This is a genomic window from Serratia sp. CoH_122_TC_1 (assembly GCF_058191755.1).
The window spans coordinates 99,101-122,470 of record NZ_JBXWLA010000015.1 but is presented as its reverse complement, the minus strand read 5'-3'; the positions used below and the strand labels follow the sequence as shown (position 1 = coordinate 122,470).

The 23,370-nt window shown below is 53.3% G+C and carries 27 protein-coding genes, 2 pseudogenes and 1 riboswitch; of the genes and pseudogenes, 14 read left to right on the top strand and 15 right to left on the bottom strand.

Annotated features, from left to right (window positions below):
• Positions 1–145: 145 nt before the first annotated feature.
• The 6 genes and pseudogenes from AC2FC2_RS19140 to AC2FC2_RS19115 all read left to right on the top strand — a co-directional run.
• Positions 146–604 (top strand): antirestriction protein, encoded by a 459-nt coding sequence (locus AC2FC2_RS19140; RefSeq protein ID WP_050597274.1) that lies wholly within the window; start codon positions 146–148, stop codon positions 602–604.
• Between the two features lie 27 nt (positions 605–631).
• A complete protein-coding gene (radC, locus tag AC2FC2_RS19135; RefSeq protein ID WP_032730964.1) occupies positions 632–1,111 on the top strand; it encodes a RadC family protein in 480 nt (159 codons plus the stop codon).
• Positions 1,112–1,139: 28 nt separating this feature from the next.
• Entirely contained in the window at positions 1,140–1,496 is a 357-nt protein-coding gene (locus tag AC2FC2_RS19130) for a type IV toxin-antitoxin system YeeU family antitoxin (RefSeq protein WP_032729492.1), read from the top strand.
• A 40-nt stretch (positions 1,497–1,536) separates the two neighbouring features.
• Positions 1,537–1,905 (top strand): TA system toxin CbtA family protein, encoded by a 369-nt coding sequence (locus AC2FC2_RS19125; protein ID WP_032729493.1) that lies wholly within the window; start codon positions 1,537–1,539, stop codon positions 1,903–1,905.
• Complete coding sequence (locus AC2FC2_RS19120; protein ID WP_050597275.1) at positions 1,902–2,231, top strand: DUF5983 family protein; 330 nt, start codon at positions 1,902–1,904, stop codon at positions 2,229–2,231. Before AC2FC2_RS19125 ends, AC2FC2_RS19120 begins: the two co-directional genes overlap by 4 nt.
• Positions 2,232–2,330: 99 nt before the next feature.
• Positions 2,331–2,432, top strand: a pseudogene (locus tag AC2FC2_RS19115) (DUF4942 domain-containing protein); the annotation flags it as partial.
• Positions 2,433–2,717: 285 nt separating this feature from the next.
• Here AC2FC2_RS19115 and AC2FC2_RS19110 read toward each other — a convergent pair.
• Positions 2,718–2,882: pseudogene (locus tag AC2FC2_RS19110) on the bottom strand (P-loop NTPase family protein); the annotation flags it as partial.
• Between the two features lie 236 nt (positions 2,883–3,118).
• Here AC2FC2_RS19110 and AC2FC2_RS19105 point away from each other — a divergent pair.
• A complete protein-coding gene (locus AC2FC2_RS19105) occupies positions 3,119–3,472 on the top strand; it encodes a hypothetical protein (RefSeq protein ID WP_400768370.1) in 354 nt (117 codons plus the stop codon).
• Between the two features lie 215 nt (positions 3,473–3,687).
• Here the strand turns inward: AC2FC2_RS19105 and AC2FC2_RS19100 are convergent, their stop codons facing one another.
• The gene (locus AC2FC2_RS19100; RefSeq protein ID WP_490659729.1) at positions 3,688–4,377 is read right to left on the bottom strand and encodes a VIT1/CCC1 transporter family protein; all 690 of its coding nucleotides are present in this window, start codon (positions 4,375–4,377) and stop codon (positions 3,688–3,690) included.
• Positions 4,378–4,666: 289 nt separating this feature from the next.
• Here AC2FC2_RS19100 and AC2FC2_RS19095 point away from each other — a divergent pair, with 289 nt between their 5' ends.
• Positions 4,667–6,211 carry a glycosyltransferase family 39 protein gene (locus AC2FC2_RS19095; protein ID WP_265554511.1) on the top strand — a complete coding sequence of 515 codons (1,545 nt, stop codon included), beginning with the start codon at positions 4,667–4,669 and terminating at the stop codon, positions 6,209–6,211.
• Here AC2FC2_RS19095 and AC2FC2_RS19090 read toward each other — a convergent pair.
• Positions 6,196–7,131, bottom strand: a complete 936-nt coding sequence (locus AC2FC2_RS19090) for a LysR family transcriptional regulator (RefSeq protein ID WP_245209920.1) — start codon at positions 7,129–7,131, stop codon at positions 6,196–6,198. The genes AC2FC2_RS19095 and AC2FC2_RS19090 overlap by 16 nt on opposite strands.
• Before the next feature lie 94 nt (positions 7,132–7,225).
• Here AC2FC2_RS19090 and AC2FC2_RS19085 point away from each other — a divergent pair, with 94 nt between their 5' ends.
• Entirely contained in the window at positions 7,226–8,167 is a 942-nt protein-coding gene (locus AC2FC2_RS19085; RefSeq protein WP_209636412.1) for an MBL fold metallo-hydrolase, read from the top strand.
• A 22-nt stretch (positions 8,168–8,189) separates the two neighbouring features.
• Here AC2FC2_RS19085 and AC2FC2_RS19080 read toward each other — a convergent pair whose 3' ends face one another.
• Positions 8,190–8,351: a YnfU family zinc-binding protein gene (locus AC2FC2_RS19080; RefSeq protein WP_265554504.1), complete on the bottom strand. Its 162-nt coding sequence runs from the start codon at positions 8,349–8,351 to the stop codon at positions 8,190–8,192.
• Positions 8,352–8,665: 314 nt separating this feature from the next.
• A complete protein-coding gene (locus tag AC2FC2_RS19075; protein ID WP_490659728.1) occupies positions 8,666–9,727 on the bottom strand; it encodes an aldo/keto reductase in 1,062 nt (353 codons plus the stop codon).
• Positions 9,728–9,824: 97 nt separating this feature from the next.
• Here AC2FC2_RS19075 and AC2FC2_RS19070 point away from each other — a divergent pair, with 97 nt between their 5' ends.
• The 3 genes from AC2FC2_RS19070 (at position 9,825) to AC2FC2_RS19060 (ending at position 13,456) form a co-directional block, all read left to right on the top strand.
• Positions 9,825–10,736 carry a LysR family transcriptional regulator gene (locus AC2FC2_RS19070; RefSeq protein WP_209636408.1) on the top strand — a complete coding sequence of 304 codons (912 nt, stop codon included), beginning with the start codon at positions 9,825–9,827 and terminating at the stop codon, positions 10,734–10,736.
• 129 nt (positions 10,737–10,865) lie between these two features.
• Positions 10,866–11,417 carry a flavodoxin family protein gene (locus AC2FC2_RS19065; protein ID WP_209636406.1) on the top strand — a complete coding sequence of 184 codons (552 nt, stop codon included), beginning with the start codon at positions 10,866–10,868 and terminating at the stop codon, positions 11,415–11,417.
• Positions 11,418–12,007: 590 nt separating this feature from the next.
• Positions 12,008–13,456, top strand: coding sequence for a GGDEF domain-containing protein (locus AC2FC2_RS19060; protein WP_245209918.1), 1,449 nt, complete (start codon positions 12,008–12,010; stop codon positions 13,454–13,456).
• 5 nt (positions 13,457–13,461) lie between these two features.
• On the opposite strand, the gene AC2FC2_RS19055 is transcribed toward AC2FC2_RS19060, so the two are convergent.
• On the bottom strand, positions 13,462–13,623 hold the full coding sequence (locus AC2FC2_RS19055; protein WP_245209914.1) for a YnfU family zinc-binding protein: 162 nt from the start codon (positions 13,621–13,623) through the stop codon (positions 13,462–13,464).
• A gap of 261 nt (positions 13,624–13,884) precedes the next feature.
• Complete coding sequence (locus AC2FC2_RS19050) at positions 13,885–14,364, bottom strand: cold-shock protein (RefSeq protein WP_404760295.1); 480 nt, start codon at positions 14,362–14,364, stop codon at positions 13,885–13,887.
• 166 nt (positions 14,365–14,530) lie between these two features.
• On the opposite strand from AC2FC2_RS19050, the gene AC2FC2_RS19045 reads away from it, so the two are divergent.
• Positions 14,531–15,040 carry a VOC family protein gene (locus tag AC2FC2_RS19045; protein ID WP_490659727.1) on the top strand — a complete coding sequence of 170 codons (510 nt, stop codon included), beginning with the start codon at positions 14,531–14,533 and terminating at the stop codon, positions 15,038–15,040.
• A gap of 30 nt (positions 15,041–15,070) precedes the next feature.
• Here AC2FC2_RS19045 and AC2FC2_RS19040 read toward each other — a convergent pair whose 3' ends face one another.
• From AC2FC2_RS19040 to AC2FC2_RS19020, 5 genes are all read right to left on the bottom strand, one after another.
• Entirely contained in the window at positions 15,071–15,901 is an 831-nt protein-coding gene (locus tag AC2FC2_RS19040; protein WP_490659726.1) for an amino acid ABC transporter ATP-binding protein, read from the bottom strand.
• 9 nt (positions 15,902–15,910) lie between these two features.
• Positions 15,911–16,798, bottom strand: coding sequence for an amino acid ABC transporter permease (locus tag AC2FC2_RS19035; RefSeq protein WP_490659725.1), 888 nt, complete (start codon positions 16,796–16,798; stop codon positions 15,911–15,913).
• A 33-nt stretch (positions 16,799–16,831) separates the two neighbouring features.
• Positions 16,832–17,359 carry a GNAT family N-acetyltransferase gene (locus AC2FC2_RS19030; protein WP_265554492.1) on the bottom strand — a complete coding sequence of 176 codons (528 nt, stop codon included), beginning with the start codon at positions 17,357–17,359 and terminating at the stop codon, positions 16,832–16,834.
• Positions 17,360–17,382: 23 nt separating this feature from the next.
• Entirely contained in the window at positions 17,383–18,708 is a 1,326-nt protein-coding gene (locus tag AC2FC2_RS19025) for an LLM class flavin-dependent oxidoreductase (RefSeq protein WP_209636396.1), read from the bottom strand.
• Positions 18,709–18,892: 184 nt separating this feature from the next.
• Positions 18,893–20,056: a M20 peptidase aminoacylase family protein gene (locus AC2FC2_RS19020; RefSeq protein ID WP_490659724.1), complete on the bottom strand. Its 1,164-nt coding sequence runs from the start codon at positions 20,054–20,056 to the stop codon at positions 18,893–18,895.
• Between the two features lie 346 nt (positions 20,057–20,402).
• Between AC2FC2_RS19020 and cspE the strand changes: the two genes are divergently transcribed.
• Positions 20,403–20,612: a transcription antiterminator/RNA stability regulator CspE gene (gene cspE / locus AC2FC2_RS19015; protein ID WP_002210315.1), complete on the top strand. Its 210-nt coding sequence runs from the start codon at positions 20,403–20,405 to the stop codon at positions 20,610–20,612.
• Between the two features lie 67 nt (positions 20,613–20,679).
• On the opposite strand, the gene AC2FC2_RS19010 is transcribed toward cspE, so the two are convergent.
• The 3 genes from AC2FC2_RS19010 to crcB form a co-directional block, all read right to left on the bottom strand.
• A complete protein-coding gene (locus AC2FC2_RS19010; RefSeq protein WP_265554448.1) occupies positions 20,680–21,870 on the bottom strand; it encodes a multidrug effflux MFS transporter in 1,191 nt (396 codons plus the stop codon).
• Between the two features lie 5 nt (positions 21,871–21,875).
• On the bottom strand, positions 21,876–22,472 hold the full coding sequence (locus tag AC2FC2_RS19005; protein ID WP_209636390.1) for a TetR/AcrR family transcriptional regulator: 597 nt from the start codon (positions 22,470–22,472) through the stop codon (positions 21,876–21,878).
• 303 nt (positions 22,473–22,775) lie between these two features.
• Positions 22,776–23,159, bottom strand: coding sequence for a fluoride efflux transporter CrcB (gene crcB, locus AC2FC2_RS19000; protein ID WP_209636387.1), 384 nt, complete (start codon positions 23,157–23,159; stop codon positions 22,776–22,778).
• Positions 23,160–23,235: 76 nt separating this feature from the next.
• Positions 23,236–23,298: riboswitch (Fluoride riboswitch) on the bottom strand.
• Positions 23,299–23,370: the final 72 nt, after the last annotated feature.

Below are 23,370 nucleotides of genomic sequence, written 5' to 3'. Positions count from 1 at the left end.
AGCAACATGGCACATCAGCAGGCTCTGCCCCTTCGGGTGCAGGGCCTGTTTGCTTTTATACCGTTGAATAATAAATAACGGCTTCATGTCATTCGCCCACCGTTCTATCAGGTGGGTCAACTTCACCAACGTAAGGATAATTCCTGTGAAAGAGAATATTGCCAACAACACACCATCAACACGTCCGATAAGCAACCACTCAACACTGACAGCGAGTCTCGTTAATGACGAAGATCGCCTGTCATTTTGGCTACAGCACTTTGGTGACATTCCGCAATGGCTTCACCTCGAGTCACCGATATTTTCCTGGCTCAACCTCCTGTGTAAGGACTACCACGGAGATTATTGGGAATTTTACACCCTCAGTAACGGGGGGGCTTTTATTATCCCGTCCACTGAAGGCGAGTACGTGCTCTTTAACGCCCTCAATGGCAATAGCGCAACGGTGGGACATGAGGCTGCCGGCATCATCGCTTGCCTCATCACTTACAGCCACCACGCCTGCCGCACCGAATGCGACGCCATGACCGAACACTACTATCGCCTGCGGGATTACGCCCTCAGCCATCCCGAAAGCAACCCCATTATGCGCATCATCGACTAACCCTTCAGACAACGGCACCCCATCATGATGAATATCACCTTATCCCCGGCAACCGCCGGTCTGCCCTTACCCTCTCAACGCACCATTCAACGAGCGCTGGCATTGCTGGAGCAGCATTTACGCAAACCGGGTGAAGCCTTCACCGCCCCGTTCATGGTGCGCGACTGGCTGCGCCTGCAAATGGCCCGGCTGGAGCGAGAAGTCTTTATGGTGCTCTATCTCGACAACCAGCATCGCTTGCTGGCGCATGAGTCCCTGTTTAGCGGCAGCATCGCCAGCACGCAGGTGCATCCGCGTGAAATCGTGAAGGGCGCACTGAAGCATAACGCTGCCGCGGTCATCGTGGCGCACTGCCATCCCTCCGGGCATGCCGCCCCCAGCGAGGCCGATCGACTCATTACCCAGCGGATACAGGACGCACTGGCGCTGATTGACGTCCGGGTGCTGGACCACTGCATTGTCGGCGGCATGACCGTGTACTCATTCGCCGAACACGGGCTCTTATGATTTATCCGACGCAATCAGGAGGCACTACATGCCATCACCCCATAATGTTCCCGCCTGGGGGCTGAAACGCAACGTCACGCCGCAGTTTGGCGCCCGTCTGGTACAGGAGAGGGAACGACTGCATTTTCTGGCCGACCGGGCAGACATCAGCGGAATTTTCAGCGACGCACAGCGCCATGATTTGGAGAATGCTTTTCCGCAGTTCATCAAGCATTTGGAATTGATGCTGCTTTCCGGTGAGCTCAATCCGCGTCATCAGCACTGTGTCACACTGTATTGCCATGGCCTGACCTGCGAAGCAGACAGCCTCGGCTCATACGGCTACGTCTACATTTCGATTTATCCGACATCTGAAACGCCCAGGTATAACGCCCCGCATTTTTAGTCTCACACCGTTCTTATTATCCAACAAAGAGATACGCCTTATGCGAACAGTACCCGCACCACCGTCAAGGGCGGCCCAAACATGCCCGTCTCCCATAACTGTCTGGCAATCCTTGCTCACCTACCTGCTGGCGCAGCACTACGGCCTGACGCTCAACGATACCGCGTTCAGCGACGATGCCGTGATACAGGCACACATCGATAACGGTATGTCCCTCGCGGATGTGCTGAATGCCATGGTGGAAAAGTTTGAGCTGGTGCGCATTGACCGCCGGGGCTTCACCGGACAGGCGCAATCGCCCCTTGTGACCGTCATCGACATCCTGCGCGCCCGCCGGGCCTGTGGCCTGATGACGCGAGCCGGCTACCGGGAGGTCACACGTGCCATTCAGGGAAGCAAGCAACCATGAGCAGTGACACACTCCCCACCGGCGCACTGCTCACGGGTATCCAGTGCAGTACCGCCCACATCACCGACGGAGATAACTCTCTGCTGTATCACGCTTCACATCAGCAGGAGGAGTATGGCCATGGTGAGTGGCTCCATTTTACCGGAACGGGGTATTTGATTAGGCTCCATGCCTGGCGACATCCGGTACTTCATCTTAAACGGTTAGGGGTGTCAAAAGCCTGCCGCCGGTTGGTTGTCACGCTGATGAACCATCACCCCATCGCTCTCCTTAACCTCGACGCTGCAGGCGATATTCTGCCGGGGATTGAGACCTTTGACTGGTGAACGTCCCCGGCATGCCCTCTGACCCGAGCACAATGACAGGTACCACAACATAACACCCGCCCTTAAACCGGCGGGTGTTTTCATTATGGGGTAGGAAATATGCAGACTGAACCAGAAGTATTAACCGACCACACAGAGGTGATTTGCTCGACCAGCATTGAACGTATCGTCACCGGGCGCAACGCCTCGCTGGCGCAGATTGAGAACTGCACCTCTGACATCCAATCACTTGAGACTTATAGGAAAGATGAGTGGCATCTTTGCCAAGTAAAATCCGGGGATGTTGGCTGCGTTGTAGTTCATCGTTACAATCAACGGGCTCGAAATCACTGATGTTTTCAGCGAAATGCGTTTGGGGGCCTAATCGGGGGCCCCGGTGTTTTTCGAATAGAGAAAAATGGTGTAATAACAATGGAAATGTGGTCTGTATTCGAATCCTGTAGGGACCATTTCGATTCAATCAGTTACGCAAAACCCCTTCACTAAATCATCGGCTTTGATAACCGACAGGATGAGATCCAGCTCAGAGAGAATATTGCGATAGAGATATTCATATTCTTTATCCCGTTGCTCACTCTCACCTACACCTGGCAGATCTACCAGTATCAGGCTATGGTCACCAGTGTTCAGTCGAAATCGCAGTACGTCACGGGGTCAGGTGTCGTCGAGAGCGACCCCTATCGCACGGCCAGACAGACTCGATATTGCTAGAGCGACGCAGCCGTTTGTTAGTGCAAATTAAACAGTGGATTTTAGTGGCTCAGGACACTCATCTATTCATGGTTGTGTGACCTTTGAGACAACGATTACCAAGTGATGCTCAGCTTCTTAATAGATAACGTTCATGGGCTGTATATGGATACAGTGTCAATGACAAGGAGCCTCACATGGCAAATCTGATTATTAGCGAAAACAACGACATTACTTTGACCCCAGAGCAAGCTAAGACTCTTACTAAGGTTGAAGTCGCAGGCCAGTTTGAAAATGCTGTATTGCTGAACAAATACCTTGGCCGCATGTCAGTGCCAATGGAACCAGGTACTGAATTCGATGAGGTTCTGAACACAGTTCCTGCATACTCGCTGGCTATCTCTGTCGATGGGCGTTGTTTTTCTGGCGTAGGTGCTCCGACAGTATCAGCCGCAGGAGACACCTGGGAATTCAAGTATCCATTTATCCTGCTCGAAAGCTACGCAGAGCAGGTAACTACCCAACACATTCCGGTTTCGCAACCGGCATAACCAAAGTAAATCAATCCCGGCTTATGTCGGGATTTTTTACGTTCATTATCCGCTACCGGGTAATGAACCCTGCAAGGGGGAGGCATGGTGATTACGTCAGCCTTGGTATTCGGTCGGTCCTTTTCTACTTCTACGACGGTAAGATCCGCACAGTCTTGATGGATGCATTTCTCACCGGCTTCATGAGGATATTAGCCGAGGCTGAGGAGCAGTATTTAGCCGGCTATCGAACCAAAAAGCGCCCCCACGCCCGATGACATCGCCATTGCCAGGGCACTCCAGAAAGTAATGCGAATAATGCCGGGGCGTATGGGTGCACCGCCTGCTTTAGCGGCAACGCCACCCAGAATGGCCAGAGATAGCAATGCTGAAAGGGCAATTGCTGGGATCGCCCACGGGCCCGTGACAATCACGGCGACCAATAAGGGTAAGATTGCCCCAGCCGAGAAACTCGCAGCAGAGGCCAAAGCCGCCTGCAAGGGGCGGGCAGTGGTGATTTCCGATATGCCTAACTCTTCACGCGCATGTGCGGCTAAAGCGTCATGGCTCATCAGTTTTTCAGCCACTTGTTTTGCCAGCGTAACGTCCAGGCCGCGATGGACATAAATTGAGGTTAACTCGCGAAATTCACCCTGAAAATCGGCATCCAACTCGGCCTGTTCTTCCGCCAGGGCGGCTTTCTCGGTGTCTGACTGAGAAGACACGGAAACATATTCACCGGTTGCCATCGACATCGCCCCGGCAACCAAACCGGCAATGCCGGTTAGCAGAATACTTTGGTGGGTGACGTTGGCCGATGCTACCCCGAGCAGCAAGCTCGCAGTAGATACGATCCCATCATTAGCGCCAAGGACTGCGGCTCTGAGCCAACCTATCTTCTCTATGCTGTGTCGTTCTCTGTGCATGATGGCGTTCCCTTTTTACGGCGCTGCCTGTCAGCGGGTTGTGTTCGGCCTCTTTAGTTTAGCGTGGCTTTTCGGGCGGCTGCCGGCAGGACAATGCGTGAGTATTCTCTGTCTGGGATCAGGTATCTGAAGGGGGAACCCGTGGTTCACGGGCGGAGTACCCAGAATGTAATTTTTCCGGAAAAGATTCACGGACTTTTTCGCGATGATTGAGTCGCCATTTACCTCTTCTCGGCAATGATGACACCGCGTCTCCACATTGTGTGGAACAACTCGGTGGAATGTGGCTATGTCACTGCAACAAATATCAAATACTCCCTTGATGAACAACAGGGTGAAGGGCATCGGCTATAGGCATTATGCGTATCTGATCGTGATATTCGCGGCGGTTATTCGGTTTATTTCTTTAACCGACAAATATTTTTGGTGTGACGAGGCATCCAGCGTTCTGACCAGTCGTTATGACGTGGGGGCATTGTTGTACCACGCTTCTTTTGACGTTCATCCCCCGCTTTATTATCTGTTACTGCATGGTTGGATGGCCCTGTTCGGTGACAGTATCCTGGCGGTCCGTTCGCTCAGTTTGGTATTTGGCGTCATTACGGTCGCATTGACGATCAAACTGACCCGCTGGATTGCCGGCAAACGGGCAGCGCTACTGGCGGGTTGGTTAGTCGCGATCATGCCGATGGCAGTGCGCTACAGCCAGGAAGCGCGAATGTATGCGCTGATGGGCATGTTGACGATTGCAGCCACCATGGCGTTGATGATGTGGCTGAAAAAACCGGACAACCGCCGCTATTTGTTCGCCTATGCGTTGCTGATGACGCTGAGTTTTTATACCCATTACTTCACCATTTTTGCTTTATTCAGTCATTGGATAGTATTGCTGGCTTTATCGTTCCAGCGTGATGAGCCAGTGAATTATCTCAAACAACCGGCGTGGTGGTTGGCCAACCTGGCGATAGGGTTGGCCTATATCCCATGGCTGTTAGTGCTGTTCGATTTGTTGACTCATATTGCAGAACTGAGAGTTGGCGGGGATGTGGGGTGGATACCTCAGGTTGAGTGGAGCGACTTACCCGCTATGTATTGGCGCTTTTTCGCCGGTAATGATGGCCGAGGCTATCCTGGGATAATTTTTTGGCTATTGCCGCTGTGCTTCGCCGGGTTGTCGTATTTGTGGCTGCGGGGGCGGGAAAGCGACAGGAAATATCCTTTGCTGTTGCTGTGCAGCGTATTTCTTCCGGTGACCCTGCTGTTTATCATTTCATTGCGTACACCCTTGTTCGTCGACCGTTATTTGTTTTTCGCCTCATTAGGTATTCCGATCATCCTGGCCATTTTAATTACGGAAAGCGAAAATAAAGCTTATAGGATCTCATTACTGTTGCTGGTTGGTTTGCTGTTCGGTAGTGGGCTACAGAATGATTATTCGTCAGACAAAGATCAGTTTAAGGGGATGGTGCACTATATCAACAACGGCTACCAGCCTGGGGATGCCGTTGTTGTCAGTAATATGTTTAATTACCTGAGCTACGTGTATTACAACAAAAAAGATTATCGTGCATTGTTGTATACGCCGGCCAAGCCCAATGGGCTTTCCGGTAAACCCAATGCCTACGGGTTCGGTACCTTTTTCCACGATCGGGCGGCGCAAACTTACGTCGATAATCTGAAGTCCTTGTCTGCGACCCATCGTCGGGTTTGGTTGGTCAGCGGCGGTGATTTCAATCAGGATTTTGGTCGCACGCAGCCGGGGTGGGTCAATACAAGCACCTTTAAAAGCGGTGGATTCGAGTCACGGCTGTTTGTGGTTCACTCCGCCAGATAATAAGTGGATGCCACCAGCGCACGTATCCGCTCCATCAGCCACAGTAACGCGGGGTCCTGACTGCGCTTGTGATGCCACAGCATGGCCACTTCGAAAGGTGGGAGATCTAGCGGTAGCTCGCTGTGCTTCAGGCCGTAATCCTGACTCCAGATTTTGCCCAGCCCTTCAGGTACGGTGGCCAGTGCCGGGCTGCGCTGCAGGATCAGCGGCAGTGTGGCGAAGTGCGGGCTGGTGTAACGCACCAAACGCTGCAGCCCATGAAGGGTCAGTTGTTCATCGATAGCGCTGGTGTTTGCGCCACGGTAGGAAACCAACAAGTGGTCGTTAGCAATGTAATTCGCCAGCGGCAGCGGGGTAGGCAGGTTTAGCTGTTCCGGATGCCACAGAGAGCAGAAGCGCATCTTGGTCAACACTTCTCGCTGCAGCCATTTAGGCCCGGATGGTGCGACGGAAATGGCCAGGTCAATACGATCCTGTTCCAGTGCATCACTGTCCTGGAATGGATCGGTGGCCACCACGTTTAGAGTGATACCGGGTGCCTGCTGTTTCAGGTCAGCCATTAGCGCGGGCATCAGCCACATTTCGACCCAATCGGCCATGCCTATCCGGAAGCTGTATTGCGCCGTGGCGGCAACGAAATTGGGTGGCTGGAATAGCACCTGCTGCATCTCTTCCAGCAGGGGTGTCAATGCCAGCACCAGCGTTTGCGCCCTTGGGGTGGGTTCCATACCCTGAGCGGTACGGATAAACAGTGGGTCATTGAACATGTCACGCAGACGTGCCAGTGCACCGCTGACGGCCGGTTGCCCCAGATACAGCTTTTCTGCTGCCCGCGACACGCTGCGTTCACGAAACAGTACCATCAGTACCGTCAGTAGGTTCAGGTCGATACGACTAAAATCATTTTCTCTGATGTTCATAATCATTCCAATCAATTTGAATGATGTTAACTGCCGCTACCATAATCTCCGTCAGCGTTAAAGGCGACGCATTTTTCTAACTGAAGGGGATGTTATGAAGCTGCTTTCTGCGCTGGCATTTGCCGGCTTACTGTTGACGGGGGCCGCCGTGGCGGAGCCGCAGGTCCAGGCACCGGGTTATTACCGCATGCCACTGGGTAAATTTGTCATTACCGCCGTGTCCGACGGCACGGTGACCATTCCGCTCGATAAATTGTTGACCCATATCTCGCCGCAGGCGCTGAAGCAAAGGATGGCCCAGGAGGCGATGACGCCGCAGGCGGAAACTTCAATCAACACCTTTGTTATTGATACCGGCAAGCAGCGAGTGTTGGTTGATACGGGGGCTGGACCGTTATTCGGCAAAGCCGGTGGGCACCTGTTGGAAAATCTGCGTGCGGCGGGGTACCCAGCGGAAACCCTGGACGCGGTGCTGTTGACCCACATACATGGCGATCACTCTGGAGGAGTGTCGTTAAACGGCAAACCGGCATTTCCTAATGCGCTGGTTTATGTCGATAAAAAAGACGTGGATTTTTGGCTGAACACGGCCAACCTCAGCAAGGTGGAGGCGAGTCAGAGGCATACCTTCAAGGAGTCGGCAGATTCGCTTAACCCGGTGATCGCCGCCGGTAAGCTGAAAACCTTCACTGCGCCGCTAAAAGTACTGGACGGTATCCAGGCGCTACCGGCACCGGGCCACACGCCGGGTAGCGTGGTCTATCGGGTCGAAAGCGAAGGGCAAACGCTGGTATTGTGGGGCGATATCATTCACGCCAAGGCGGTGCAAATGCCGGACCCTGAGGTGGCGATCCATTTTGATGTGAACCAGCAGCAGGCAGTGCAAACCCGAGAGCGTATTCTGGCACAGGTGGCGCGTGAGGGCGATTGGGTGGCCGCAGCCCATATCTCATTCCCCGGTCTGGGCCATGTGAAGGCCGAGGACAACGGCTACCGCTGGGTTGCCGCCAACTATACCACTCAGCTTTCGCACTAAAGGCGGTGAGGTGTTGAAGACACTATTTTTCGTCAGGAAGGAAATAGTGGCCGCATTTAGGGCAAATCATGGTGATGTTTTTACGCACTTTCCGGCGATTTTGTTCAGAAACGTGAGCGCACTTTGGACAGGTCATTTTTACTGATGTGTCGCTGAACATCTTAAGGGCTTCAAAGATAGACATATCTTTCACCGGGTCGATGTAGGGAAACTCACTCTACCATTCAGCGTCATCAATAGCCCTTTACTGATGATTTATTCATCATTTCTGTGAGCGCGATGGGGGAATTTTTGCTGCCATGAACACAGGGCGCTGCAGTAAAAATGTCACATTTCCATCCGGCGTTACATCTGCCGGATCAACCTTACGCAGGGATGACAGTTCTATACATTGAGGCTGGTAGTTTAACAGCTACCCGATGATGTTGTGTGTTATCCATTCCCTGTAGTGTAGTACCCATCCCTGTTAAGTTTATCCCGCCTTGAGCGGGATTTTTTTTATCTGCGTGAAATCACGAGTTCTCCAAACATAATGTCGCGTGAGGCCTGCAACGCCAAAAAATCATGAGGGAAACCTAGCTCAACGGCGCTGGCGATTTCCAGCCGTTGCCATTGATCTTCCGTTAGTCTGACATCCAACGCCCCCAGATTATCTTCCAGCTGCGCCTGTGTGCGTGCGCCAATAATGGGGGCGGTTACCGCCGGATTTCGTAACGTCCAGGCCAGGGCCACTTGCGAAGGACTGAAGCCGGACGCGTCGGCCAATGATTGCACTGTTTCGGCAATAGAAATATTGCGTTCGGTGAGCATACCTTTATTGCGTATCATAGCGCGTCGGGTACCGCTTTCTTCCTCCAATGGCTGCAGGTCTTGTCGGCTGTATTTACCGCTTAATATACCCCCAGACAGCGGCGACCAAGGGATAACACCCAAACCTAATTCACGTGCCATCGGGATCAGCTCACGCTCTACGGTGCGTTCCAGCAGGCTGTATTCGATCTGTAGGCCAATCAACGGTGACCAACCGCGTAAATCGGCCAGTGTTTGCATTCTGGCAGCTTGCCAGGCAGGAAGATCCGAAACCGCCAGGTACAGCACCTTACCGGCACGCACCAGATCATCCATGGCGCGCATAATCTCTTCCACCGGAGTGGTGAAGTCCCAGGCATGCAGATACAACAGATCGATATAATCGGTGTTCAGGCGCCGCAGACTTTCCTCCACCGAGTGGATCATACTTTTGCGGTGGTTACCGCCCGAATTAGGGTCGTCTATCTGCATGGGGAGCGTGTATTTGGTGGCGATCACCAAGCGATCGCGGCGTCCGGCTGCGAATTTTCCCAAAAAGCGCTCGGCGCTGCCTTCGGTGTAGCGGTTGGCGGTATCGATGAAATTGCCGCCGCGTTCGACATAAACGTCAAACAGACGGCGAGCCTCTGCCTGTTCCGCCCCCCAGCCCCAGTCGGTGCCGAAGGTCATGGTTCCAAGAGCCAATGGCGAGACTCGCAGGCCGGAACGGCCGAGTAGGCGGTAGTGGTTTAGGGCCAGTGATGTTTGCATCGGGTGTTTCCTCTGTGGTTTTTCTCAAGGATAGGCCCCGTCGAGCGTGTATTGAATACGCTATAATCTTCATGAATTATTAAGGATGGAGAGCATAATGAGAGGGAGTGACTTTGCAGAACTGCGCGCCTTTGCTGCCATTGTTGAATATGGCAGCTTTGCCCGTGCGGCAGCGCAATTGGGTATGTCCGCTTCAGCGCTTAGCCAAACGCAGCGTAATCTGGAAGCTCGGCTGGGTGTGCGCCTGTTGAATCGCACGACCCGCAGTGTGGCTCTGACTCAGGCAGGGGAGCAGCTGTTGGCCCGACTAAGGCCGGCGATGGCTGAGATTGAGTCTGCTGTTACACAGACTGCGGCATTACGGTTGCAGCCTGCAGGCACGCTGCGGCTCAATGCGTCCAGTCTGGCGGCTATCCATTATTTGGCCCCGTTGTTGGCCCCGTTTAATGCACACTATCCTGACATCATTGTGGATCTGAGCGTGGAGGATCGGCTGGTAGACATTGTGGCAGCCGGTTTTGACGCGGGTGTGCGCCTGCATGAGCGGCTGCCGAAAGATATGGTGGCCGTAGCACTGGGTGACAAACAGCGGATGTGCGTGGTGGCTTCTCCCACTTATTTGGCACGCTTCGGAACACCGCAAACACCCGATGCGTTGCGCCAGCACCGCTGCCTGAATACTCGCTGGCCGACCAACGGCAACCTTTACCGCTGGGAATTCGAGCGTGATGGGGAAGTATCGGAGATCGCAGTGGAAGGCCCGCTAATTGTGGACGATCCGCAGGTTCTGATTCGTGCGGCAACTGATGGGCTGGGCATTGCCTATTTATTTGAGAGCCAGGCTAGCGAAGCCTTGCGAGCGGGGCGGCTATTATCGTTGTTGACGGCCTGGACGCCGCCGTTTCCTGGTTTTTACCTTTATTATCCTGCCAATCAGCAAATGCCACGCCCACTTCGCGCGTTTATCGATTTCGCACGGCAGCAAAGTGTGAAGGTTGTGGGGGGATGAGCAGCGTCCGGTTTTTTTGAATAACTCTGTCAGATAAATTTGGTATTCACTCCAGGGCCAGTTGATTAGATTGGATCAGAGTAACTTCGAGTGCCGTCGGCATTCTAATGCAATGACCTGGAGTCCATTATGGCGAAGACAGTGGTTATCTTTCATTCCGGCTACGGCCACACCGAGCGTTTGGCAAAAGTTGTCGCGCAAGGGGCAGAGGCAGAACTGATCGCTATCGATCAGGAAGGCAATATCAGCGATGAAGCCTGGCAGAAACTGGATGAGGCGGATGCAATCATCTTTGGTTCACCGACCTATATGGGTGGCCCATCCTGGCAATTCAAGAAGTTTGCTGATGCCAGTTCAAAAGCCTGGTTTAGCCGCAAATGGCAGGACAAGGTTTTCGGTGGGTTTACTAACAGTGCCAGCCTGAATGGCGACAAGCAAGTGACGCTGATCGCGTTGCAAACGCTGGCTTCGCAGCATGGTGGTCTGTGGGTCAGCCTGGGATTGATGCCTGCTAATACCAAATCGGCACAGCGCACCGACGTAAACAATCTGGGTGGGTCAGTCGGGCTATTGGTGCAAACACCCGCCGACGCCAGTGTGGATGAGATGCTGTCGGGCGATTTGGAAACTGCCAGCTTATACGGCCAACGTGTTGCGGGCTTTGCTGCCAAACTGGCGTAACGGTTAATCCCCTTTTCGTCAACGAAGGGGGGGAATGCCCTCGCATTGTGCTTTTATAGGCATGGCCTTGCTCATTTTCTCTACACAATTGACGCGTAAAATGGTGCGTGTTATTAGCCTGCTTGGGCTAACACTGCATTTCGTACAAATATTCCCGGTTCCTAGACCGGGTTTTTTGTTGCTAAGGTGTGCTTAAGCTTCTGGCGATACAATGAGCAGCAGCATAGGCATGCAATGGCTGTGTCGTAACTGTCGATTAGCTGCTCTTCAAGCGAGCCCGCACTGTGCGGGCTTTTTTTATGAATTGCGCTTATGGGCGAGTTACAGGAAAATATTGGCCAGCAGAACAGCAAGGTGGCAAATAATACCCTCCTTTATTTTATGGTTTTTGTGTTAATGCTGTCTGACATGGGTTTGCGCTATGCTGATAGATATCTCTGGGTATTATTGTCGGGCGAGCTGCCATTTATTTCGTTTTGAATTGTCTCTATTTTTTACGTTAAGGTCCGGTTGTCATGTCTTCCTCATTATGTTTGTCGGGGGAATATGCGTAGAATTTCTCTGGTTATTATCAATATATGGGTAAGGCGATGAACGCCAGAATAAACACCAAACATAGCCTGCCTGCCGCCGTCCAGTTGATCACACTTTTTCTGCTGGCATTTTTACTTTCACTGCTGGGTATTTTTACTCGCCCAATAGGCTCACTTTCCCTGTTTTGGCCGGTGAATGCGATTTTGCTCGGCCTGTTATTACGCAAGCCTGCTTATGCCACCCCGGCGGGGTGGGTCATCACCTATCTTGGGATGATTGCGGCTGATTTAGCTAATGGTGAAAGCCTGTCACTGGCTATGTGGCTTAATGCTTGCAACATGTCGCTGATTGGTACCGGTTATGCCGTAATGCTGATGCTGCCGAAGTCGCAGCGCCGGATGGGTAAACCTCAGGCAATACTGTATATGTTTACCGCTAGCCTGAGCGGGGCGGCCGTGGCTTCAACTTTGTCGATATTGCGTAACGAAAGCCTGTACAACAACACGGCGGTGATCGCCTGGCTGGCGTGGTTCAGCGAACAATTCTCAACCAATTTACTGTTATTGCCGGTGCTGCTGGCGGCACCGCGGCTCAAGCAACTGCTGCGAATGCAGATCAACTACCGACTGCGTGGCAGTATGCCGCTGTTTGCCCTGTTGTTTTCGTTGGCGTTCAGTGTGTATATCGGTGGGCCGGGCGCCATTGCCTTCCCTATCCCGGCGTTGTTGTGGTGCGCGGTGCGTTACCAGCTGTTCACTGTGACCTTGCTGACACTGCTGACGGGCATGACCGAGATCAGCAGCATCTCCGCCAACCTGATGCTGTATGAAACGCCGAACAACCACAATGCGTTTCTCGATACGCTGATGTCGGCCCGCCTGGGGATCGCCATGTTGGTTATGGGGCCGCTGATCCTGGCGAGTTCGATCGCCGTTAATCGCAAGCTACTCCGGCGGCTGGAGCACAGTGCTAATCACGACTTCCTTACCGGGGTACTGGCGCGTAACGCACTGACGCGCAAGGCGGGCGAGTTGTTGGAGCATAAACATAAGTCGAAAGAGGCGGTGTCGCTGCTGCTGATCGATATCGACCATTTCAAGCAAATTAACGACACTTACGGCCATTTGGTTGGCGATCAGGTATTGGCTTCCTTTGCGCATGTCGTTCGGCGCGAGCTGCGTCACGATCAGCTCTTTGGCCGCTTGGGTGGGGAAGAGTTTGCCATCATGCTGCCGCGTGCGCTGGCGGCGCAAGGGTTGGCTTTGGGGGAGCATTTGCGGCAATTGGTAGAAAAGGCTGATGTGTATCCCAGAGGGAAAACGCCGTTAAACATTACCATCAGCGTCGGTGTTGCCAGTTTGGCGATGAACGAAGTGAAGTCGCTGGAACAGCTCATGAATATGGCTGACATCGCGCTTTATCGCGCCAAATCGCAGGGGCGTAACCGTGTTGAGTCGTTTAATGTGGTCAGTGGCAACAGTGTTGGCCACATTATGTTCAAGTAGGTTTTTTAGTTCTGTTTGGGTTCAAATTCCGTGCCGCAGTTTGGGCAGATCAGCATGACATTTTTTCGTAGCGTGGCGCATTTTTGGGTGGTGACGTAAGCGCATTTAGGGCAGGCGATTTTAGTCGAGCGGTTAATGAAGCTTTTAACACTACTGGTATCAGACATAATGAATGGCCTGTGTCAGGTGAAAACCCACGCTAACACAGGTGATATCAAATTGCTTTGAATGTTTTATCCCCGTCGCCTTTCAAGCTGCAGCGGTCCCGCAGTTACTGTAGGGGGCGAATATATTCGCCCCGACTAATGCGGGCGCAGCATGCAGCGCCCCTACCATACCTGGGGATGTACAAATGCCGCGAGAGCATGGACGCGCTAGAGCGGCCAACTCGAAATTCATAGGGTATATGCGGCTGGCGGGGGTTGTGATTACAGGCTTTTCAGCACTTTCAGCGTTTCATCCATGTCGATCTCGTGCTCCGAGAAAGTGTAGGTGTCGTTCTGGAACGTGGTGATTGTCAGCATACGCAGCGTCTGCATGGTTTGCGCCGCATCTTCGGACTGCGGACGAATGCGATTCATCAACAGGCCTACAGACAGCACCGTGTTTTCTTTATCCACGTCCGCTTTCACCGGCACTTCTTTGGTGAAGGTGTTGAAGGATTTAATGCTGGTGATTTTGATTCTTTCGTTGGCGATGATGATGTACTTGCTCGATGCCAGTACCTTGACCGCAAACGCCGAAGGGCCCTTGGTATTGTTGGTCGGCTCGAAAGTCACCGCCGCGTTTTTCTTGATCAGCTCCGGATTCTGCACTTTAATCACGTGAAAATAACGATTTTCCCCGTTCTCATCGGTAATAAAGCCGAAGCCTTTGTCTTCAAAAAAAGTCGTTATCTTGCCGTTCATCATCATTCTCATAAAGTCGTTCAATACAGTGCTTATGATAGCGCGGAATGCCTTGCAGTGACAGATTGTGTGCCCAGCATTTGATAATGCAATAACGGCATTTAGCGGGTTTCTGCCCGCATGCTATTTTCAGCCTGACGTTATTCATTTCTGACAAGGAAAATAGATGGGAATTAAACGGCTAAATCATGCGGTTCTGTATGTCAGCGACGTGCAGCAGAGCGCGGATTTTTACCATCAGGTTCTGGGTTTTAAGCTTAAAGCCACCGATAACCCTGACAAAGCAGTGTTTACCCAAGCCGCTGATTCAGAAAACGATCACGACCTGGCGTTGTTCAGCAAGAATCTGGGGCAGCAGCGAGCGGGGGTATTTCGTGCGAACGGTGAACCACCGGCGGAAAATGAGCCACCGGCCGGGCTGTACCATTTGGCGTGGGAAGTCGATAGCCTGGAAGAACTGGAGCGCATTCGCGATCAGTTGGCACAACGCGGTATTCTTGGGCTTGAGGAAGACCATGGCGTGCATAAGAGTATTTATGGCCACGATCCGGACGGGTTGCTGTTTGAAGTGACCTGGTTTATTCCGGCTGCGTTGCTGACGGAACAAGATCGTAACCAGCGGGGTATCAAACCGCTGGATTTCGATGCCGAAAAATGCCGTTTCGCAGTGGCATGAATAAGTGGGGCGCGTTTTGCGCCCCACCGGTTACAGCACCTTGTTGAGAAAATTGATGGTGCGATGATGCTGTGGATGGTTCAGTACTCGACGCGCATCGCCCTGTTCGACAACCTTTCCATCGACCATAAACACAATCTGATCCGCTGCCTCGCGCGCAAAGCCAATCTCATGGGTTACCACCACCAGCGTTACGCCCAGATCCGCCAGTCCTTTGATCACATCCAAGACTTCCCCAACCAGCTCTGGATCGAGTGCGGAAGTGGGTTCATCAAATAGAATGACTTTGGGGTTTAATGCCAGTGCGCGGGCAATGGCGATGCGCTGTTGTTGACCGCCGGACAAATGGCGTGGGTAAGCGTCGGCTTTGTGGCGCAGACCGACAGTGTCCAGCAGCTGATAGGCGACGTCTCTGGCCTGTGCTCGCGAGTAAATTTTATGGACTACCGGCGCTTCAGTGATGTTCTCCAGTACCGTTAGGTGAGGGAACAGATTGAAGTTTTGGAATACATAGCCGACATTGATGCGCTGTTTGAGAATGGCATTCTCTTTTAGCTCATACAGCTTGTCCCCCTTGCGGCGATAGCCAACGTAATCACCGTCGATACGGATAAACCCTTCGTCGACGCGCTCCAGGTGGTTAATAGCGCGAAGCAGCGTAGATTTTCCTGAACCTGATGGCCCGAGAATCACCGTGACGGTACCCGGTTGCAACGTTAGGCTGACGTCGTCCAGAGCCTTGTGCTTACCGAAAAACTTGCTCACGTTACTGATTTCAATCAGGCCACGTGCGGGCACTGGCGCGATGCTGCGGACCGACGCTTCTTCGTGCAGGGCATAATAATCAATGGCTTCGGACATGGGATTCTCCTAACGTTTTAACCAGCCAGTCAGTTTCTGCCATGGCGTTGGCGGCAGTTCGCGCACCGCGCCACGGGCGAAATAGCGCTCAATGTAATACTGGATGACTGACAGCGCCGTGGTAATGAACAGGTACCAGATGGTGGCGACCATCAGCAGCGGAATGACCTGCTGGGTGCGGTTATAGATAACCTGGATGGTGTAAAACAGCTCTGGCAGTGCCAGCACGTAGACAATGGACGTTCCCTTCGCCAGGCTGATGATTTCGTTGAAGCCCGTCGGGATGATGGAGCGCAGCGCCTGTGGCAAAATAATACGGAAAGTACGGCGGTAGCCTGGCAGGCCGAGTGCGGCAGCAGCTTCATGCTGGCCGTACTCCACGCCAATAATGCCGCCGCGGATGATTTCTGCGGTATAGGCAGATTGGACCAGCGTGAGCCCGAGTACGGCGACGGAAAATTGGCTGAGGATATCAATGGTCGGGTAGCTGGCGAACACCACGGAAGTAAAGGGGATCCCCAGTGAGATGGCATCATACAGGTAGGAGAAGTTATACAGGATGATCAACACCAGAATCAGGGGGAGCGAACGGAACAGCCAGATGTATCCCCATGCCAGGGACGCCAACAGGTAAGATCGCGACAGTCGCGCCAACGCCAGCAGGGTGCCAAGGATGATGCTGAACAGGGTGCCGAGCAACGTCAGTAGCAGAGTCTGCCCCAAGCCCGACAACACTGCAGGTGCAAAGAACCATTCGGCAAATACACCCCATTCCCAGCGCTCGTTATCCGCGACTGACTGCACAATAGCCGCCAGAATAAAGACCGAAAACAGCGCGCCTACCAGCCGGAACGGGTAGCGTGCGGGCACCACTTTTAAGACTTCTTGTTTGGACATTACGGGTCTCCTGAAACAGAAAAAGGGGGAGCTTTAGGCAATCTTCCTTTCGGGTGCACAACAGAGCGCATCCGCTGTTATCAGGCTTTTACGAAACGGTAGCCGGCCGTCATAAGGCGGGCGGCTGTAGACTTCGCTGTCGATCGTGGTGTCGAACTGTGGTTGATAGCCATTGCTTAAATACAAGCCCACGGCCTCAGGCTGACGAAAACCGGTGGTAAGATAGAGTTGGCGATAGCCTTGTTCCCCCGCCAGCGTTTCCAACTGCTGCAAAACCCGTTGTGCCAAGCCCTGGCGGCGCAGATCGGCCCGCGTCCAAATGCGTTTGAGTTCAGCGGTTTGTTGATCGTAGCGTTTGAACGCCCCCATGGCGATCGGTTCCTCTGCGCGAAGCAGCACGATAAAGGCGCCCTGTGGGGGGGCGTACAGGCTCAATGGTTCCTGTTCTTGGTCACCAAAATAGTCGCCATAGCGTTGGCGGTACTCACCGAACAACCCTGCGATTACCGGCTCGATCAGCGGGTCGTCCGGCAGCGTTTGGATAAAAACGTCATTTGCCATCGGTAGGCTCCTCATCAGCCAGGTCATTGCGTAAATTGGTTGAGTGGCTGTTTCAGACCAAGGTGCTCGCGCAGCGTATCGCCGCTGTAATCGCTGCGGAACAGGCCGCGTTGCTGCAGGATCGGCACCACGCGATCCACAAAGTGGCCGAATGAATTTGGCGTGCCGCCGCTGATGATGAAGCCGTCGGCGGCATGGGTGTCGAACCAGTTTTGCAGGCCGTCCGCCACCGCTTCTGGCGTACCGCCAAATACTGGGCGCGGTGAAGCCGCCTCCAGCGCGACTTCACGCAGCGTCAGGTTACGTTCGCGAGCATTGCGCTTGATGGTGTCGGTGGTGCTGCGGAAACTGTTTTGTCCGAGTTCACCAATATCCGGGAACGGCGCATCCAGAGGGTGGCGGGAGAAGTCATAGTGTTCAAAGTAGCGCCCAAGGTAGTTGAGTGCGTTTTCGATGCTGACCAGACGTGCGGTTTCCCAATACTGACGCTCCACGTCTTCATGGTCGTCTCCGACGATCACGCTGACACCCTGGAAGATCCGCAGGTCATCCGGTTCGCGCCCTTGCTCTACCAGCTGTTTTTTGACGTCACGATAAAACGTCTGAGCTTGTTGTTGGGTATCATGGTGGGTGAAGATCGCGTCGGCGTGTTTGGCTGCTAATTGCTTGCCGTCTTCCGAGGCGCCCGCCTGGAACAGGATCGGGCGGCCTTGTGGTGTACGACCAATATTCAGTGGCCCCTGTACCGAGAAAAACTCACCCTGGTGATTCAGGGTATGGAGTTTATCGGCACGGAAGAATTCGCCGCTGTGTTTGTTGCGCACAAAGGCGTCGGCTTCCCACGAGTCCCACAATCCTTTGGTGACGTCGAGGTATTCACTGGCAATGCGGTAGCGCAGGCTGTGCTCGGGGTGCTCTGTACGTGAGAAGTTCTTTGCCGATCCTTCCAGCGGCGAAGTCACCACGTTCCAGCCTGCACGGCCTTTGCTCAGGTGATCGAGGCTGGCGAATTGGCGTGCAACGGTAAAGGGATCGCTGTACGAAGTTGATAGGGTGCCCACTAACCCAATTTTACGCGTGGCGGCAGAGAGGGCGGCAAGCAGGGTTAGCGGTTCAAAACGATTGAGAAAATGCGGAATGGATTTCTCATTGATATATAAACCGTCGGCCACAAACACGAAATCTAATTTACCCTGTTCGGCTTTCTTTGCCGTGGCAATATTAAAATCGAGATTAATGCTGGCATCGGCAGTGGCATCGGGATGCCGCCAGGCAGACATATTTCCTGATGCGCCATGCAAAATGGCGCCAAGGCGCAATTGTCGTTGATTCTTCGCACTGTTGCTCATTGCTATCACCCTGTTAAGTGCCCCTGTGGCGCTATCTCTAGAGCACCACTATTGATGAGCAACATCAGGATGTAAAACAACAAAACAGCATATTCAAATGTTGAAAATAGCAAATATAACAGCGCAAAAATAATAAGCCGCAGCGCAGAATACACTGCGCTGCGGCTTATTCCTGGGTGAGTTTTTACACCTTGCTGGTGGCTTTTTCTGGTGCGGTAGCTAATTGTTGCAGAGTGCGTTCTGCCAACAGGTCGAAATATTGTGACGCAGGGAAAATGGCCTGTTCATCCGGGTTAAAGCGCGGATGATGCAGACCGAACTCACTGGCTGAGCCGATACTGACGAAGACGCCCGGTACGTGGTGCAGATAAAGGGCGAAGTCTTCACCGCCCATTTGCAATTCGGCTTCTTCTACCCGGTAGCCTGCTTCAGCAGCGACCGTTTTACTGAACGTTGCCCAGCGCGCGTCATTCACGACGGCAGGTGGACCGGCCTGCCAGCGCAGTTCCGCTTCTGCGCCAAGCGAAGCGGCTACGCCATTAATCACCTGGCGGATTTTATCCGGTACCTGTCGGCGTACTTTATCGCTATGGGTACGCACTGTACCTTCCAGTTCCACGGTTTGTGGCAGGACGTTCCAGGTATTGCCGCCCTCAATGCGCGTAACGCTGACGACCAGCGATTCCAGCGAGCTAAAGCTACGGCTGGGCACGGTTTGCAGCGCGTTGACAATCTGGCTGGCGGTCACAATGGTGTCGACGCCTTGCTCCGGTTTGGCGGCGTGAGCACCCTTGCCGGTGATCAGGATCTGGAAGCGATCAACGTTTGCGTAAAACGCACCTGCCCGGGTAGCAAAGGTGCCGGTCGGCAGTTCCGGTGCATTGTGCAAGCCGAACACGGCGGCTACGTTATCCAACGCGCCAGCGTCGATCAGGTGTTGAGCACCGTTAAAGGTTTCTTCTGCCGGCTGAAAGAAAATACGAACCGTACCGGGCAGGGTGGCCTCACGTGCTTTCAACAAGTGTGCGGCACCAAGCATGACCGAGGTATGAAAATCATGCCCACAGGCGTGCATCACACCGCTGTTTTGCGAACTGAACGGCACGCCGGAAATTTCCTCGATCGGCAGGGCGTCAATGTCACCGCGCAGCGCAATGATTGGCCCCTTTCCACTGCCGATTTCGGCCACTACGCCGGTCTTCAGCCCCAGCGGTAAAATACGGATACCGGCCTCTTCCAGCCAGCGGGTGAGGCGGGCGGTAGTAGCAAACTCGTGATTGGACAGCTCAGGGTTCTGATGCAGTTCACGGCGGTAGGCGACGATTTTTTCGGCCAGTTGGCGGGTCATAGTCTTGGCTCACAGTGGTTAGTAAGCTTTAACCCTAGTGCAGGGCAGCCGGAAGCAAAAAGACTATCTGGTTATATTTCATAGCGATTGTGTCTGCATCACGGTGGCAACGTGCGTTGACTGTTCGTGAAACAGGCGTTCGGTCGTTGTTCGCCAGGGTTTAAAGAGGATCGGACTGCTCAATGCGGTAATGGCCAAGAGGACACAGGCTTTACACCGTTCGAGATGGATTTTTTCACTTTTTATCGATTTTATGTGATCCAGGTTGTGGACAAAATCCCGTCTAATTGCTGTACTGTACTGGACACACGTTTTGTGTCTTACATTCACGTTAAAGGTAAGTTTGATGTCTAAGATTAAAGGTAGCGTTAAGTGGTTTAATGAATCCAAGGGCTTCGGCTTCATTACTCCGGAAGATGGCAGCAAGGACGTTTTCGTTCACTTCTCTGCTATCGCTAGCAATGGTTTCAAAACTCTTGCTGAAGGCCAGCGTGTAGAATTTGAAATCACGAACGGTGCCAAAGGGCCATCTGCTGCTAACGTTATCGCTATCTAAGCTACAGTAGCCGAAATTCTTAAAACCCGCTCCTTGAGCGGGTTTTTTATTATTATTTTTCGGTAACTCAAGCCGGTTGTTTACGTACCAGTAAGCTAAACAGCAGGATGGCAATGGCGTAACAGCCAACAATCGTCAGTGCCATCGACACGCTGGAAGTACCGCCCAACCCGGTGAGTGGCACACTGCATGCCCCGAGCGCAAACATGCTCACGCCGATCAACGCAGATGCGCTCCCCGCCTTGTCCCCCTGGCTTTGCATCGCTAAAGATGATGCTGTCGGGCCGACAATCCCGATCACCGCTACCGAGAAGAACAGTGGCACCATCAACAGTCCTAGCGGTGCGTGCAAACCGGCAGCCACCAGCAACAGCAGCGATGAGATAGCCGCTAATGTTAAGCCGCCTTTCAGTACCTTTCTTTCACCAAAATGCATGCTTAGACGGCTGGCGACTTGCGCAGAAATGATCAACCCAACGCCATTGACGGCAAAGCACAGGCTGAACATTTGTGGGCTGAGGCCATAAATCTGCTGTAATACGAAGGGAGATGCGCCGATGTAGGCGAACATGCCGGCCATGACAAAGCCTTGCGTCAGGCACAGGCCCATGAATTGGCGCTGAGTGAGCAACCCCCCCAAAGATTGCAACATTGCCAAGATCCCACCCTGGCTACGACGCTCCGCGGGCAGTGATTCGTGCAGTTTCAGGCTGGCGAGAGTAAACAGCAGTACCGCGATGGCCGCCAACGCGCCGAAAATGCCACGCCAGTCCATAAACTGCAGCATCGCGCCACCCAATACAGGTGCAATGATCGGTGCCAGGCCGTTGACCAGCATCAGCAGGGCGAAGAAGCGCGTGAGTTCGTGCCCGGAATAGAGATCGCGGGCGATGGCGCGGGAGATAACGGCACCACCTGCCCCTGCTAACCCTTGTAACAGCCGGGCTATCAGTAACTGGTCGATGTTGGGTGCCAGAGCACACCACAGGGAAGCAACCAACAGCAGTACCAGAGAAAGCAGCAGCGGACGCATGCGGCCAAGTTTGTCGCTGTAGGGGCCAAAAATCAGCTGACCGACCCCCAGCCCGAGCAGACCGGCAGTGAGGCTGAGCTGTGCCGTGGATGTTGACGTATTCAACTCTCCGGCCATTTCCGGCAGGGCAGGTAAGTAAAGATCGATGCACAGCGGCCCCAGTGAGGCAAGCAGGCCAAGTACGAGTGCGTACACCAGACGTTGTCTGGCTATGTGTCTGGTCATGAGGATTATGGTTTCCTGAACAGGTGAGAGATAGCTTGCTGGTATAGGCCGCTGAGCAGGCTGATATCGGCTTTTTGGGTGGTAAGAATGCGATAGCCGGTACCTTCGCTTAATACGGCAATAAACTCTACCCTGGCGGCGATCTCCTGCTCGCTGAAGTGCGGGTAGATCCGCTGTAGGTTCTGGCAAACATGGTGGAATAACCGTGTTTCCGCATCGCTGAGCATTTTCGCCACGCTCGGGTTACGTGTGGCCTCGGCAGTAACCTCCAACATCAACATGTGGTCGGTTTCGCTTTCACCGGGTTGTTGAAACAGGGTGCGTGCTGCCAAAGTGCCGGCGATCAGGTTGATATGATCGCCGAGATCCTCGAGCCGCCGCATTTTACTGGTGATGATACGATTAACGATCTCTTCGATGATCGCATCTTTGTTGTCGAAGTAGCGATAGATCTGGCCGACGCTCAGTTGGGAGTTTTGTGCGATTTCCGCCATGCTGGCGGCGTGAAAACCGTGCTGGCGAAAACAGAGTTTTGCTGCGTCGACAATCTGGTCGCGGCGAGCCTGTACTTTAGCCTGCCTGCTGTCGCTGGTGGATATCATGTCCCGATCCTTTGCCAAGAGAAATGCGTTTCACTTTCTGGGTGTGAACGTTCATTCTCAATTGTAATGCAACAACGGCAATAGGCAATATCACAACTGTAAAGGTCGGTGTCGGGGCGCTGAACGTCAGGCGAACAGATAAACCTTGATGAAGGTGCCAACAATCAGCAGGCACAGCAGAGTTGCGGTAACTTCAGTGGCGGTTCTTGGCAGACTAAACATCTGAGTTCTCATCCAGTGGGGGATACTGGATGAGATTATGGGCTGGGCAGATTAAGGAAACATTAAGGCAACGAAATTAGCTCATTGCCCATTAATCCAAATGACCAGCATAAACGCCAGCAGGGTCATCGCCAGCGAGCCCGCCAGGTTGAGTAACATATTGGCCAGAGCCCAGGCGAAACGCCCATCTTGCAGCAAATAGACCACTTCCAGCGAAAAGGTGGAGAAGGTGGTCAAACCGCCGCAGAAACCGGTGGTAATCAGCAGCTTCCAGGTAGGATCCAGATGCGTCATTCGAGAGAAAATGGCGATAGCGGCGCCGATGATAAAACCCCCCAGCAAATTCACCGCCAGAGTACCCAGGGGGATATGGGCATTCAGCGGGTTCATCTTCATACTGATGGCCCAGCGCAGTACGCTGCCCACACCGCCGCCAATAAAAACTGCCAGTAAAGAACTCAACATGGTCAAAACTGCCTTTCATTAAATGGGAAGTCAAACTCAGAAAGGTCCAGGCACAATGCTACGTACCCCTCTGAGAGGTTACGTAGACATCATCAGCCTGTGAAGGCGGTTATGGAGGAATGTCATCTCCGTGATTCGACGCCGCTGTTTTTGCCGCGCTGGTGGGATCTTACACCCAGCGCCGACGGTTTTGTAGTATCAAAAGTGACGT

Excerpts from the sequence above, each read along its gene's own strand:
- radC (WP_032730964.1), top strand. The coding sequence starts at position 632 with ATGAATATCACCTTATCCCCGGCAACCGCCGGTCTGCCCTTACCCTCT.
- AC2FC2_RS19130 (WP_032729492.1), top strand. The coding sequence starts at position 1,140 with ATGCCATCACCCCATAATGTTCCCGCCTGGGGGCTGAAACGCAACGTC.
- AC2FC2_RS19125 (WP_032729493.1), top strand. The coding sequence starts at position 1,537 with ATGCGAACAGTACCCGCACCACCGTCAAGGGCGGCCCAAACATGCCCG.
- AC2FC2_RS19120 (WP_050597275.1), top strand. The coding sequence starts at position 1,902 with ATGAGCAGTGACACACTCCCCACCGGCGCACTGCTCACGGGTATCCAG.
- AC2FC2_RS19105 (WP_400768370.1), top strand. The coding sequence starts at position 3,119 with ATGGCAAATCTGATTATTAGCGAAAACAACGACATTACTTTGACCCCA.
- AC2FC2_RS19100 (WP_490659729.1), bottom strand. The coding sequence starts at position 4,377 with ATGCACAGAGAACGACACAGCATAGAGAAGATAGGTTGGCTCAGAGCC.
- AC2FC2_RS19095 (WP_265554511.1), top strand. The coding sequence starts at position 4,667 with ATGTCACTGCAACAAATATCAAATACTCCCTTGATGAACAACAGGGTG.
- AC2FC2_RS19090 (WP_245209920.1), bottom strand. The coding sequence starts at position 7,131 with ATGAACATCAGAGAAAATGATTTTAGTCGTATCGACCTGAACCTACTG.
- AC2FC2_RS19085 (WP_209636412.1), top strand. The coding sequence starts at position 7,226 with ATGAAGCTGCTTTCTGCGCTGGCATTTGCCGGCTTACTGTTGACGGGG.
- AC2FC2_RS19080 (WP_265554504.1), bottom strand. The coding sequence starts at position 8,351 with ATGTCTATCTTTGAAGCCCTTAAGATGTTCAGCGACACATCAGTAAAA.
- AC2FC2_RS19075 (WP_490659728.1), bottom strand. The coding sequence starts at position 9,727 with ATGCAAACATCACTGGCCCTAAACCACTACCGCCTACTCGGCCGTTCC.
- AC2FC2_RS19070 (WP_209636408.1), top strand. The coding sequence starts at position 9,825 with ATGAGAGGGAGTGACTTTGCAGAACTGCGCGCCTTTGCTGCCATTGTT.
- AC2FC2_RS19065 (WP_209636406.1), top strand. The coding sequence starts at position 10,866 with ATGGCGAAGACAGTGGTTATCTTTCATTCCGGCTACGGCCACACCGAG.
- AC2FC2_RS19060 (WP_245209918.1), top strand. The coding sequence starts at position 12,008 with ATGAACGCCAGAATAAACACCAAACATAGCCTGCCTGCCGCCGTCCAG.
- AC2FC2_RS19055 (WP_245209914.1), bottom strand. The coding sequence starts at position 13,623 with ATGTCTGATACCAGTAGTGTTAAAAGCTTCATTAACCGCTCGACTAAA.
- AC2FC2_RS19050 (WP_404760295.1), bottom strand. The coding sequence starts at position 14,364 with ATGAACGGCAAGATAACGACTTTTTTTGAAGACAAAGGCTTCGGCTTT.
- AC2FC2_RS19045 (WP_490659727.1), top strand. The coding sequence starts at position 14,531 with ATGGGAATTAAACGGCTAAATCATGCGGTTCTGTATGTCAGCGACGTG.
- AC2FC2_RS19040 (WP_490659726.1), bottom strand. The coding sequence starts at position 15,901 with ATGTCCGAAGCCATTGATTATTATGCCCTGCACGAAGAAGCGTCGGTC.
- AC2FC2_RS19035 (WP_490659725.1), bottom strand. The coding sequence starts at position 16,798 with ATGTCCAAACAAGAAGTCTTAAAAGTGGTGCCCGCACGCTACCCGTTC.
- AC2FC2_RS19030 (WP_265554492.1), bottom strand. The coding sequence starts at position 17,359 with ATGGCAAATGACGTTTTTATCCAAACGCTGCCGGACGACCCGCTGATC.
- AC2FC2_RS19025 (WP_209636396.1), bottom strand. The coding sequence starts at position 18,708 with ATGAGCAACAGTGCGAAGAATCAACGACAATTGCGCCTTGGCGCCATT.
- AC2FC2_RS19020 (WP_490659724.1), bottom strand. The coding sequence starts at position 20,056 with ATGACCCGCCAACTGGCCGAAAAAATCGTCGCCTACCGCCGTGAACTG.
- cspE (WP_002210315.1), top strand. The coding sequence starts at position 20,403 with ATGTCTAAGATTAAAGGTAGCGTTAAGTGGTTTAATGAATCCAAGGGC.
- AC2FC2_RS19010 (WP_265554448.1), bottom strand. The coding sequence starts at position 21,870 with ATGACCAGACACATAGCCAGACAACGTCTGGTGTACGCACTCGTACTT.
- AC2FC2_RS19005 (WP_209636390.1), bottom strand. The coding sequence starts at position 22,472 with ATGATATCCACCAGCGACAGCAGGCAGGCTAAAGTACAGGCTCGCCGC.
- crcB (WP_209636387.1), bottom strand. The coding sequence starts at position 23,159 with ATGTTGAGTTCTTTACTGGCAGTTTTTATTGGCGGCGGTGTGGGCAGC.